Below are 12,107 nucleotides of genomic sequence, written 5' to 3' on the forward strand. Positions count from 1 at the left end.
AATAATGACTAAAGGCAATACTACGATCGTTAATGGAAAGAATTTAATACTTTCAATTGTTTTAAATGTTCTGATAACTACCGCTCAAATTATTGGGGGACTTATATCGGGTAGTTTGTCTTTATTATCAGACGCACTGCACAATTTTACGGATGTTATTTCCTTAGTCATTAGTTATGTGGCACATCGCTTAACGGGTAAAAAGGCCTCTGCTCACATGACCTTTGGTTATAAGCGAGCCGAAATTATTGCTGCATTTATTAATGCTATTACCCTGGTTGTTATTGCCATTTTTTTGATTATTGAAGCTATAAGGCGCTTTTCTGAGCCTCAAATTATCGATTCTAATCTTGTGATATGGCTTTCAGGTATAGCCATATTAGCCAATGGATTTAGTGTTTTACTTTTAAAAAAAGATGCTAAGCGAAATCTTAATATGAAGTCGGCTTACCTTCACTTATTTACAGACATGTTAGCAAGTGTGGCTGTTCTTTTAGGAGGTATTCTTATGAAATTTTTTGGGTGGTTTTGGGTAGATAGTATATTAACCTTCCTAATCGCAGTCTATCTTATATTTGTTGGTTGGGATTTACTTCGAACATCCACTAAAATGCTTATGTTATTTACACCAGAGCATATTGATATTAAAGAAATAGTTAGAGAGGTCCATAAATTACCCAAAGTTGGAAAATTGCATCACATTCATGTCTGGCATTTAAATGATGATGAATTACATTTAGAAGCTCATCTGGATTTTAAAGAAAATATAGATTTAGAATCCTTTAATATTGTATTGGAATGTATCGAGGCTGTTCTTCAAGAAAAATTTGGTATTAACCATATCACCATCCAACCAGAATACAATAAAATTGACCCAAAAGACACTATCGTACAAGACTAATAGAATAGTAAAAATATGGATATTCAGGTAAAGACCTTTGACCAATTAACCAAAGTGGAAATGTATGATATGTTGGCTCTTAGAAGTGAAGTTTTTGTTGTAGAGCAACATTGCGCCTATCAGGATATAGATTTTAAAGACCAAAAGGCATTACATCTATTGGGTAAAAAAGATGGTCGATTAGTGGCCTATACACGCGTTTTTAACGCCAATGATTATTTTGATAAGGCGAGCATAGGAAGGGTTCTAGTAAGAGATTTATATAGAGAACATGGTTATGGACATAAAATATTAAAAGCCTCCATTGAGGCTATCTACAGCTATTTTAAAGAGCAACCAATAATACTTTCAGCACAGCAGCATCTCGAGAAATTTTATAATTTACATGGCTTCATAGCCATTGGGCAGGGATATCTAGAAGATGGAATTCCACATATTAAGATGATTAAGGATCGATCTTGATCATTTTCTTATCCATATTTAAATCGTCCAACATGGCATTAGTAAATTTATAATGCCCCTTGGTTGTGATAATTTTAAATCGGTAGGACTTCATCTTACTTAGAACATCGAGGAACATCCATTTTGATTTTAACAGATTGGGTTTTTCTGATTTTAAACTGATTTCAAAAAAGTGTTTTATGCCATTTTTATCTGCTACTATATCGGGAGTTATAACCACATCACTTCCTTTTTTAGTAAAGGATTTAGGTATTTCATATCCCTCTAAATCTGCCTTTATATTATTAAACCCACGATTTTGAAGGTACTCAACAGTCCTATTTAAAAAGTCTGTGTTATTTATTTTTTCTGCTTTTATCATGCTAATAAGGTAAGTAATATATGTTAATTATCAAATTATCAACAAGTTAAAATTTTTATTAAATAGTTTTTTGTATGGTCCATGAAGTTAAAATTTTCTAAATGATAGCAGGAGTTTTCCAAAATCTTTCCCAAAACATGGGTAAAGAAAAGTTAAAGAGACTTTTACTAAATGGCTGTTTATTTAACTTGGGTGATTACTAATACCAACTAAATGAATATACTTTCAAAAATTGTATTGCAATCAGGATGCTTCTTGGTGTATTGTTCTTCAACCCTAGCCCAACAGGCAAACTTGAAGGTTTTTATTTATCAGAATGACAAGGCAGTAGAACAGTTTGGTATTGCAAATCTCAGTAAATCTATAGAAGGGCAATACAGTGATGGCTATCACCAAATCATGGCTAATCAAGGTGATGAATTATTTGTAGCCTCGAAGGAATTTAAAAACTTTTACAAGATTGTAAGTAAAACGGATATTGATCTCGGATATATTGAAGTCTATATGGATAAAGGGGTCATTGCCCTGGATGAAGTTGTTTTGAATCAGCGTAAATTATCCTATGGCACCTTCACAGCCTATAAACCTAAAATGTATACTCCAGCTGAAGCACGATTAAAAGCAGCTTCTAAATCATATTATAAAGGAAATGGAATGAGGCTAGGATTAGATCCCTTAATCAATATGATTAGTGGTCGTACTAAAACGTTGAAAAAGGAGCTCAAGGCAGAAGGGAGTGATATGATTGTTGAATTTCTACACTCCAATTACCGAAAGTTTATACGAGAAGAGTTAGGTGTTTCAGAGCCCCAATACTATTTATTCTGCTATTATGTTTCTGACCAAAATAATGGGATCCACAAAATCGGTAATCAAAAGCGTGTGGAATTCCTCCTTCGCCGGCTATATTTTAAATTTTTACAATAACCTAAATACTAACGTTTAGAGATTATTTTAGGACTTGTTTGTATTTAGTGGCATCCTCTAACAGAATTGTTGCTTTTACAATTGCCTGGTCATTCTTAAGGTAATAGTCATAAAGCCCATCTCTATAAAAATAACGGACGATGAGTTCATCTTCAATGTTTTTTTGAATACTAGCTTTGTACTGATCTAAAGAACTTAATTTGTTGTTTTCAATATCGATGAGCAGAGTTTGGTAATCGGCCTTAATCTCAGGACCAAACTCATTGATTTCATCACTCTGCATAATTTTCTTTAAAGCTTTCTCTGTGTTAGTTTGATATGAGAAACCGTGAGATTTCACAAAGGATTTAAATTGTTGATAATCGGAATTTGTAAAATTAAAATCGGAAATATTACTAGTGGGATGGTCGTAGTAATACTCGGTAGCGTAATCGAAAATAACTTGATTTTCAATAAGGGCAGCAGTTAGGCTATTATCTTTTAAATGATCAATAGCAATATCAGGGGTCACGCCTCCTCCGTCATATACTTTGCGTCCGTTACGAGTGTGAAATTCATTAAAATCCTTTTTCACAACAGCATTGCCTTGTTCATCTCGGTTCCAATAATCGGTGGATTGTATACATCGCCCACTAGGGGTATAATACCTTGAAATGGTCACCTTTAACTGTGTACCGTAATTAAGTTTTATAGGACGTTGAACCAAACCTTTTCCAAAGCTCTTTGCCCCTACTATGATCGCTCGATCCAAATCCTGTAATGCTCCACTGACAATTTCGCTGGCAGAGGCGCTTCTTCCATTGATTAAAACAACCAATGGGATTTCGGTATCCACGGGCTTTTTACGGGTGTGGTATTGCTTGTTAAATTTTTTTACTTTTGACTTAGTACTGACAATTAATTCACCCTTAGGCACAAATAGGTTACACACCTCAATGGCCTCTGTTAGCAATCCTCCTGGATTATTTCTCAAGTCTAAAATAATTCTTTTTGCACCTTTTGATTTTAAATTCTCTAGAGCATCTTTTGTTTGTTTAGACGCTTTACTGTTGAATTTCGATAGTACAATATACCCTGTTTGCTGATCGATCATATTGAAATACGGCACAGCGTCAATCTCAATTTCTTCTCGAGTAACCGTAGTGGTTTTTAATTCCCCTTGTCGTTTGTATTGTATGGTAACATCACTTTTATTAGAGCCTTTTAAAAGTTCTGTGGCCTCTTCTTTAAGCTCACTGACATCTGTATCCCCAATACGAACAATTTCGTCGCCAGCCTTTAAACCAGCCTTATCAGCAGGATATCCCTTATAGGGCTCGATTACTAAAAGTTTTCCTTCAAAATTTCTGACTACTGCGCCAATACCTGAGTACTCCCCAGCAGTACTTATTTTAAATCCCTCTACGTCCTGTTCATTCATAAATTGAGTGTAGGGATCCAATTCTTCCAACATGCTCTTAATAGCCGTATCCATGAGCTCAGCAGGATTAGTTTCATCGACATAGTTCATGTTGAGTTCCTTAAACATGGTGGTAAAAATCTCTAGCTGTTTCGCGATTTCAAAAAAATCATTTTTAAAACTACTTGATACAACTAGGACAGCTATTGCAATAATGGGTATAAATATTTTCTTTTTCATAATGAACTGGTTTTTAGGGCTAACTTAAGTATTTAATTGCTGCTTAAACTTCTCGGAAAGCTTAACTAAGGTATTTTGAAGTTCATCAAAAACAGGCATTTCTCTTCCAGTATATAAAAATATAAAAGCATAACTCTCACCTGCCACTTGTTCGGTAAACAGGATTTTATTTAGGCGGTATACCTCCCGAATCAATCTTTTTATTCTATTTCTATCCACGGCTTTTTTAAAGGATCGTTTTGAAACAGAGACCGCTACTTTGATAGTAGTTTCTGGATTGTGCTCCGTTTTAAGATACACTAAACGAAGTGGATATTTGGACACAGAAGACCCTTGGGAAAATAATTTTCCGATTAGAATTTTGTTCTTGAGCCGTTGCTCGATACCTAAGGACTGATCCATACATTTAATTTCATTGGTAAAAATAAGAAAACCTCCTTAAGGAGGCTTCTTATTTTAGCTTAAAGTAAAGCTTCGTATTGTTAATCGAGTTGAATTGTGTTGTTTGAACGGTCCACATCAGCCATGAGGTTGGATGGGTCTATTACAACAGCTTTTATGCTACTCTTAGGTTTTTGAATTTCAAAACTATAATTTGGATTACCCCAAACCCAATCTTGAAGCACGTTGCGTTTTACTTGGAACGGGTTACCTTTTTCACCGTACATCATCTGAAGTGGTATATAAAAATATTCCATAGTACCATCTTGGTAAAAAACCATAACATCTATTGGCATTGGCATTAAACCAATACGCTTAAGATTCACTGTGGTGGTTTGATCTGATGATGAAACATCCTCAATACCGTAATCAATTGTATTGGTGGTTTTGGTCCAGTCAGTCAAATACCAATTAAGGTTGGTACCAGATACCTTCTCTGCAACTCTTATAAAGTCATTTGGTGTTGGATGGGTATATTTAAACTCCTCATAATATTCTTTAAGTGTTTCCATGAGTTTATCCTGACCGATCACATAACCTAATTGAGAAAGGAAAATACTACCCTTACTGTATGCGGCAACAGAGTAAGCGGCATTATACTCATAACGGTCCGCATGAGTACTTAAAGGCTGTTCTTTTCCAGACTCTACAATGTATTGATAACCTCTGTAAGAATTTTTAAAAGGATTAGGTTCATTATCACCATTTATTTGATTCTCCGCTAAAGTGGAAATAAAGGTTGTAAATCCTTCATCCATCCATGGATGAGCTGACTCATTAGTGGCTAAAAGTTGTTGGAACCATGCGTGCGCAAATTCATGGGCTGTAGTACCAAAAAGACTTCCATAGTTTTCGCCTCCAGTAATTAGTGTACACATGGCATATTCCATTCCGCCATCACCACCTTGGATTACAGAGTATTGTTCCCATGGATAAGGACCTATATTTTTAGAGAAGAATGTAAGCATTTCTGCAGTTGGCTCTTGTACTTTTTTCCAATTTTCAACAACCTTATCATTTCCTTTGTATAAAAAGTGAAGGGTTACTCCCTCGGGGGTTTCAATGCGATCATGGATATACTCAGGATCTGCAGCCCAAGCAAAATCATGAACATCATGGGCTTTAAAATTCCAGGTTAAGGTCTTTCCTCTATGTCTTTTGACCTTTACTCCTTCATCTTGGTAACCATATCCTATTTCGTTGGCATTTTGTAATACTCCTGTTCCTCCTATGATATAATCTTTATCAATGGTGATATTTACATCATAATCTCCCCAAACACCGTGAAACTCTCTTGCGATGTATGGATCTGCATGCCATCCTTCAAAATCGTATTCAGCCATTTTAGGATACCATTGTGTCATAGAAAGCGCAACACCATCTTTATTATTTCTACCAGAACGTCTAATTTGAACTGGAACCTGTCCTGTAAACTCCATATCAAAAGTTACAGTTTCTCCAGATTTTATAGGTGTATCAAGTGTTACTACTAGCGTTGTTCCTTCCTCTGAATACTGTAGTGTTTTACCATTTTTAGTAAGGGATGAAACTTTTAGATATCCAATCTCGTCTTCACTTAATTCAGCGATGCGGCTTTGGTATTTAGGGTTTTCTTTAGTACCTAAATTATTCACCATTCGTCTATCTGGATCTGGAATGGTTTGTAAACGCATATCCATTTCGCTACCTGGTTGAAAGGCATTAAAATACAAATGATAAAACACCCGGTCTAATGAATTAGGAGAATTGTTTGTGTATTTAATTTGTTGGGTACCTGTGAATTGAAAGTTTTCAACATCCATCTCAATATCCATTTTATAATCGGCTTGTTGTTGCCAATAGGAATCATTTGTGGAAGTTGCTTTTTGATTGATTGGTGGGTCAACAGGAGATTTTGCCTGCGCATAAAGCGTTGCCGTCAGTGCGACTACAGTTAAAATTACTTGTCTCATATGATTAGAAGTTTAGAAAAGCGTCCCTTTATATTAGCATGTGAGGGACGCTTAGTTTATTTATAATGTTAATTTACCATTGGCTACTTGGTCGGCTAGGATCATAGCATTGTAAAGATTTACCATTTTACCTGATTTAGAAACTTCTCCAAATGGTTTAGTGTAGTTTGGATTTCCTCCTAAACTCACGTTGATATTTGTTGTAAGACCAGATTGCATGATAATCTTTTTAACTTGTGCTGCTTTTAATTTAGGGAAATAAGAACGAATCAAAGCTGCCACCCCAGCTACTTCAGGAGCTGCCATGGAGGTCCCTTGTAAATATTCGTATTCATTACTTGGCGTAGTAGAATAGATTTTAACCCCAGGAGCAAATACATCTACATTGTCCTTACCGTAGTTTGAAAAGGATGCGATAAGATTAGTTCCATAATTAGGACTCAGTGCACCAACGGTTAAGAAGTTATCAGAAATCTCCTCACCGTTATTTTCATTGTCATTTGGGTAGACATTATTTTCATCCAAATCTAAGCCTTCATTACCTGCAGCTTTTATAATTAGAACATCTTTTGAAGCTGCATATTTAATTGCATCCCATACCCATTGTTTGTTTGGTGAAAAGTATTTTCCAAAACTACCGTTGATTACTTTTGCTCCGTTGTCAACTGCATATCGGATAGCCAACGCTACATCTTTATCGTACTCATCCCCATCTGGAACAGTACGAACGGACATGATTTTTACGTGATCAGCAACACCATTCATTCCAATTCCATTGTTTCGCTCTGCTGCAATAATACCAGCAACGTGTGTTCCGTGCTTAGAATGATCTCTATCACCCATTACATCGTTATTACCATAATCGGTATCTTCGATGTTTTCAGGATCATCTCCTACGATTGATCTACCATCGTAGTCTACGTTAAGATGATAATTCAAACGGCCAGCAAAATAATCAACACCGCCTTTAATTTCTTCTTTTAGAGCCTCTACTGAATCTTCGAAAGCAAGCATCTGACTCATGGCAGCTTTCGCTTGAAGTACTTGTTCATCCTCTGATTCGAGTTGCTCAAGATCTTCTAGAGTATAAATTTCTTTACCTAATGCTTCTTGTAGTAATGCATCTGCCTGAGTGACGTTTTGCATTATTTGTTCGTAACGCGTTTTGTTTTTTAAAGTCTTGTCGTACTCTTTTTCGTATTCTTCCTTGGCACGTTTGTACAAATCAGAGCCGTCATCTCCTTTACTTACAATTCTCACATACTCCAATTGTTCGTGATTAGCCTCTCCAAGGAAGTTCCATCCGTGAACATCATCTACAAATCCGTTGTTGTCATCATCGATATTGTTACCTGGAATTTCATCTTCATTAACCCAGATTACATTTTTTAAATCGTCGTGTTCAATATCGACTCCTGAATCTAGAACACCCACAATAACAGTGGTAGGTTGAAGATCTTTGATGGTATTAAAAATAGCATCATATGCTTTTTCGACACTCATTCCTGGAATGGTATCAGTGACCAGATCACTATGTCCCCAATGCTTTAATTGCGCATCACTTAATTCGGTCGTTTTTTGGGTGGTTGCCATTGTATTGGTCTCAGGCGAAAGTAAAATAGCAGGAGATCCGCACCCCACCAAAAGCGTCGTAGTTATTGCCCCTAGAGCAAAGGATTTTTTAATATTCATCGTTTAAAATTTAATTAAATAATTCACTAAATGTAAAGGTTTTATTAAGTCTAACCCCTTTTTCGGTTTGTTGAAGTGTACAAATTTCATGGTGTGCATCGTGCTCGAACATAACATAAAAATTGTTCACAACGGCGGTGTTTAAAAACTTTTCTTTTTCCTCTAAAGTAAGCAATGGTCTGGTATCGTAACCCATCACATAAGGTAAAGGGATGTGACCTACTGTAGGCAGTAAATCTGCCGCAAAAACTAAGGTTTTGCCCTTATATGTTATGTGTGGAATCATTTGTTTATCTGTATGCCCGTTAACTAAAAGCACATCAAAACCAACGGGCGTGTTTTGTATGTAATCTGAACCTTTGGTGTTAATAAATTTCAATTGTCCACTTTGTTCTAACGGAAGAATGTTTTCTTTTAGAAAAGATGCTTTCTCTCTAGCATTGGGTTTGGTTGCCCACTCCCAGTGGTCCTGGTTTGTCCAAAAAGTGGCATTTTTAAAAGCAGGTTCGTACAATCCTTTTTTGCTAATTTGAACACTACCTCCGCAATGGTCAAAGTGTAAGTGTGTCATAAAGACATCGGTGATATCATCGCGGTGAAAACCGAGTTTCTCCAATGAACCATCCAAATGATGAGGTCCCCATAGGTGATAATAACTAAAAAATTTATCGGATTGTTTATTCCCCAGTCCCGTATCTATTAAAATGAGTTTATCGCCATCTTCAATTAGAAGAGATCTAGCTGCGATATCTATCATATTATTTGCATCGGCAGGATTTGTTCTATTCCATAAGGATTTCGGGACTACGCCAAACATTGCACCTCCATCCAATTTGAAATTCCCTGTTTCTACGGTATATAAAGTCATAAAGTGTACTTAGTTTGATTCCAATCGAAACTCTCCAAAAATAAGGAATACTTCCTATATTAATCCGCCCTTTTTTTAATATTATGTAATCTTTAACAAAGTTAATAGACTAATTTAATCGAATCGGCAATTTTTGCCAAGATAAAGTAAAATACTAGCGATTGTTTTTTAATTTATTTTATTTTAGCATGGAAATAGAAAAAACGTTGGAGAATGGATAAATTTTTGGAAGTTTTAGAGCATGAATTTCATTTACCCCTTGGTAACCCGGTTTTGGTATTTTCTCTAATATTATTTATCATATTAATAGCTCCTCACCTATTTAAAAGACTTAATATTCCAGGGGTTATTGTCCTGATTGTGTCTGGTATTATTATCGGTCCTTTTGGTCTTGGAATTTTAGAAGAAAACGCCGCGATTGAACTCTTTTCAACAATTGGTTTGATTTACATCATGTTTATCGCCGGACTGGAACTCGATATGAATGAATTCAAAGTAAATAAACACAAAAGTTTACTTTTCGGAATCTTTACCTTCGTTTTACCTTTATCTATTGGTTTTCCAGTGGTTCACTATTTACTTGGTTATGACTTTAACACCAGTTTCTTAACTGCTAGTATGTTTGCCACTCATACCCTATTGGCCTATCCAGTGGTGAGTAGATTAGGAGTAGCAAAAAACCAGGCGATCGCTATTACAGTTGGAGGTACTATTTTAACTGATACGGCGGTTTTAATAGTGTTGGCAATTATTCTTGGAAACGCCCAAGAAGGTGGGCTAACCATGGATTTTTGGGTTCGATTAGTTATTTCATTAGCGATTTTCTCAGCCATTATTTTTATGGTTATTCCAAAGGTCGCTAAGTGGTTTTTTACTACCATGGAAAAGGATCAGCACTCTCATTATATATTTGTACTGGCCATGGTGTTTTTCGCTTCCTTTTTAGCGGAATTAGCAGGTGTTGAACCAATAATTGGTGCGTTTTTAGCGGGATTGGCTTTAAATGGTCTTATCCCTCATTCATCGGCATTGATGAATCGTATTGAATTTTTAGGAAACTCCCTTTTTATACCTTTCTTTTTGATCAGTGTCGGAATGCTGGTCGATGTGAGTATCATTTTAGAAGGATGGAATGCGATCATTGTTGCTCTTACCTTATCTGTTGTAGCTATATGCGGTAAATGGGTGGCAGCTTTTTTAACACAACAGGTTTTTAGCTATTCTCCAACGCAGCGAAAAATGATTTTTGGTTTAAGTAGTGGTCACGCTGCTGCGACCTTGGCTGTAATTATGGTTGGATATGAAGCTGAAATTTTAGACATTGCGATTTTAAATGGTACCATTATTCTTATTTTAATTACCTCGATTGTTTCCACTTTAGTAACGGAAAATGCGGCTAAGAAGATGGTAAAAGAGGAGGAAAATGAAGATTTGAATTCAGCTAGAAATAGCTCGACATTTAAAAAGGAAAGTATTTTACTACCCATTGCAAACATTATAAACTTTGATAAATTATTAGAATTTGCCATCCTTGTTAAGGATAAGGCTTCTAATAATCCAGTGCGTATATTAACAGTGGTTCCCAATAATGAAGAAGCGGAACTCAATATTGCACAAGCGAATAATAAACTTGAAGGCTTCGTTAGGCAAGCTTCTGCTTCAGAGACAGAGGTTAAAATTATTTCGACCATTGATCAGAGTATTTCGGTTGGAATCTCTAGGGCTTCAAAAGAGCACATGGTGGATTTATTGATTCTTGGATGGCCAAACACCTCTGGAATTATCAATCGCGTGGTTGGAAGTAAAATGGAAAAGATTGTCCGTTCTACAAACAAAACCATATTTATCTGTCATTTGTTACAACCATGGGCTACCCATAAACGTTTATATGTAGCGGTGCCACCTTTGGTAGATCAGTTGACTGGATTTGAACTATGGTTGAAAAAGAGCATCCGTCTTTCAAAAGAATTGAGTGCTGAAATGATTGTCCACTGTGATGAGCAAACTAGACAAAGCATTGAAGAGATGATTAAAAGATTAAATCTTAAAGCACCTATTGTATTCAACCCATTTGATGATTGGGATGACTTCTTATATTTGGCTAAAGACATGCATGAGGACGATGTACTAATGGTGGTTTCAGCAAGAAAAACCAGTCCGTCTTATCATGCTTACTTTGAGAAACTACCTGGTAAATTGGATAAGTACTTTAAAGAAAACAGTAAGATCATCGTGTATCCTCAAGATTAATAATAGGGAAACCTTAACAAGGGCTAAATGTTCTTTAAAAACAACATAAAGGGAAGTATAAAAAGCCTGCTACTTGTAGTAGTGTTCCTATTTGTGATCTTATTTTGTTCGGTTAGTGAAATTCGACTTGACAAACAAGATAATTTTGCCAAAGGGCTCCCTGTTTTACAGGAAATTTCGTTAAATGAAACTGAAATTCCGGAGGGTTTGGCGAATATCGAGACCGACACTTTACTGACCAATGATTTTAGAGTGAACATTCATAACTGGACCAACACAGAAAGGATTTATCATCTTGAGAATAAGGCTGGAACCTATGTGAAAAACAAATACAAAGGCTTTTCTTCTGATTTAAGGATTTATTATAAGAGCCAATTAGTATTTGATCAGCGCTTAAGTAAAGGTTTCTTTGAGAACCCAGAAGAATCCGCTTTCTGGAATAATGCTATTCTGCAAACCGTGGAGGTCGATGAATTGAAATCCATTGAGCAGCCTTTGATTCATATACGCTTTTACAATCCAGTACAGGAAGAATTTAAAGCATATCAAATTAAGGTAGATCATTTGGGGGAGTACGACTTACAGTTTATAAGTGGCACGAACCTTTCTTAAAG

At 35.9% G+C, this 12,107-nt stretch carries 11 protein-coding genes; 5 read left to right on the forward strand and 6 right to left on the reverse strand.

From position 1 onward, the window contains the following. The first annotated feature begins 4 nt into the window (after positions 1-4). Together I215_RS01210 and I215_RS01215 are read left to right on the forward strand one after the other, a co-directional pair. Complete coding sequence (locus I215_RS01210) at positions 5-901, forward strand: cation diffusion facilitator family transporter (protein WP_008990119.1); 897 nt, start codon at positions 5-7, stop codon at positions 899-901. A gap of 15 nt (positions 902-916) precedes the next feature. Then, the gene (locus tag I215_RS01215) at positions 917-1,363 is read left to right on the forward strand and encodes a GNAT family N-acetyltransferase (RefSeq protein ID WP_008990120.1); all 447 of its coding nucleotides are present in this window, start codon (positions 917-919) and stop codon (positions 1,361-1,363) included. Here the strand turns inward: I215_RS01215 and I215_RS01220 are convergent. After that, on the reverse strand, positions 1,347-1,724 hold the full coding sequence (locus I215_RS01220; protein WP_008990121.1) for a hypothetical protein: 378 nt from the start codon (positions 1,722-1,724) through the stop codon (positions 1,347-1,349). The genes I215_RS01215 and I215_RS01220 overlap by 17 nt on opposite strands. Positions 1,725-1,937: 213 nt before the next feature. Here I215_RS01220 and I215_RS01225 point away from each other — a divergent pair, with 213 nt between their 5' ends. Further along, complete coding sequence (locus tag I215_RS01225; protein ID WP_008990122.1) at positions 1,938-2,651, forward strand: hypothetical protein; 714 nt, start codon at positions 1,938-1,940, stop codon at positions 2,649-2,651. Between the two features lie 22 nt (positions 2,652-2,673). Here the strand turns inward: I215_RS01225 and I215_RS01230 are convergent, their stop codons facing one another. From I215_RS01230 to I215_RS01250, 5 genes are all read right to left on the reverse strand, one after another. After that, positions 2,674-4,290: a S41 family peptidase gene (locus tag I215_RS01230; protein WP_008990123.1), complete on the reverse strand. Its 1,617-nt coding sequence runs from the start codon at positions 4,288-4,290 to the stop codon at positions 2,674-2,676. A 24-nt stretch (positions 4,291-4,314) separates the two neighbouring features. Then, the gene (rnpA, locus tag I215_RS01235; RefSeq protein WP_008990124.1) at positions 4,315-4,692 is read right to left on the reverse strand and encodes a ribonuclease P protein component; all 378 of its coding nucleotides are present in this window, start codon (positions 4,690-4,692) and stop codon (positions 4,315-4,317) included. 80 nt (positions 4,693-4,772) lie between these two features. Continuing rightward, entirely contained in the window at positions 4,773-6,683 is a 1,911-nt protein-coding gene (locus tag I215_RS01240; RefSeq protein ID WP_008990125.1) for a M1 family metallopeptidase, read from the reverse strand. 60 nt (positions 6,684-6,743) lie between these two features. Then, positions 6,744-8,375 (reverse strand): S8 family peptidase, encoded by a 1,632-nt coding sequence (locus I215_RS01245; RefSeq protein ID WP_008990126.1) that lies wholly within the window; start codon positions 8,373-8,375, stop codon positions 6,744-6,746. Between the two features lie 10 nt (positions 8,376-8,385). Further along, a complete protein-coding gene (locus tag I215_RS01250; RefSeq protein WP_008990127.1) occupies positions 8,386-9,243 on the reverse strand; it encodes an MBL fold metallo-hydrolase in 858 nt (285 codons plus the stop codon). 213 nt (positions 9,244-9,456) lie between these two features. Here I215_RS01250 and I215_RS01255 point away from each other — a divergent pair, with 213 nt between their 5' ends. After that, complete coding sequence (locus I215_RS01255) at positions 9,457-11,493, forward strand: cation:proton antiporter (protein ID WP_008990128.1); 2,037 nt, start codon at positions 9,457-9,459, stop codon at positions 11,491-11,493. Between the two features lie 27 nt (positions 11,494-11,520). Continuing rightward, entirely contained in the window at positions 11,521-12,105 is a 585-nt protein-coding gene (locus tag I215_RS01260; protein WP_008990129.1) for a hypothetical protein, read from the forward strand. Positions 12,106-12,107: the final 2 nt, after the last annotated feature.

The organism is Galbibacter marinus, assembly GCF_000300875.1.
GTDB lineage: Bacteria > Bacteroidota > Bacteroidia > Flavobacteriales > Flavobacteriaceae > Galbibacter > Galbibacter marinus.

Coding starts and splice junctions, on each gene's coding strand:
- I215_RS01210 (WP_008990119.1), top strand. CDS start 5: ATGACTAAAGGCAATACTACGATCGTTAATGGAAAGAATTTAATACTT.
- I215_RS01215 (WP_008990120.1), top strand. CDS start 917: ATGGATATTCAGGTAAAGACCTTTGACCAATTAACCAAAGTGGAAATG.
- I215_RS01220 (WP_008990121.1), bottom strand. CDS start 1,724: ATGATAAAAGCAGAAAAAATAAATAACACAGACTTTTTAAATAGGACT.
- I215_RS01225 (WP_008990122.1), top strand. CDS start 1,938: ATGAATATACTTTCAAAAATTGTATTGCAATCAGGATGCTTCTTGGTG.
- I215_RS01230 (WP_008990123.1), bottom strand. CDS start 4,290: ATGAAAAAGAAAATATTTATACCCATTATTGCAATAGCTGTCCTAGTT.
- rnpA (WP_008990124.1), bottom strand. CDS start 4,692: ATGGATCAGTCCTTAGGTATCGAGCAACGGCTCAAGAACAAAATTCTA.
- I215_RS01240 (WP_008990125.1), bottom strand. CDS start 6,683: ATGAGACAAGTAATTTTAACTGTAGTCGCACTGACGGCAACGCTTTAT.
- I215_RS01245 (WP_008990126.1), bottom strand. CDS start 8,375: ATGAATATTAAAAAATCCTTTGCTCTAGGGGCAATAACTACGACGCTT.
- I215_RS01250 (WP_008990127.1), bottom strand. CDS start 9,243: ATGACTTTATATACCGTAGAAACAGGGAATTTCAAATTGGATGGAGGT.
- I215_RS01255 (WP_008990128.1), top strand. CDS start 9,457: ATGGATAAATTTTTGGAAGTTTTAGAGCATGAATTTCATTTACCCCTT.
- I215_RS01260 (WP_008990129.1), top strand. CDS start 11,521: ATGTTCTTTAAAAACAACATAAAGGGAAGTATAAAAAGCCTGCTACTT.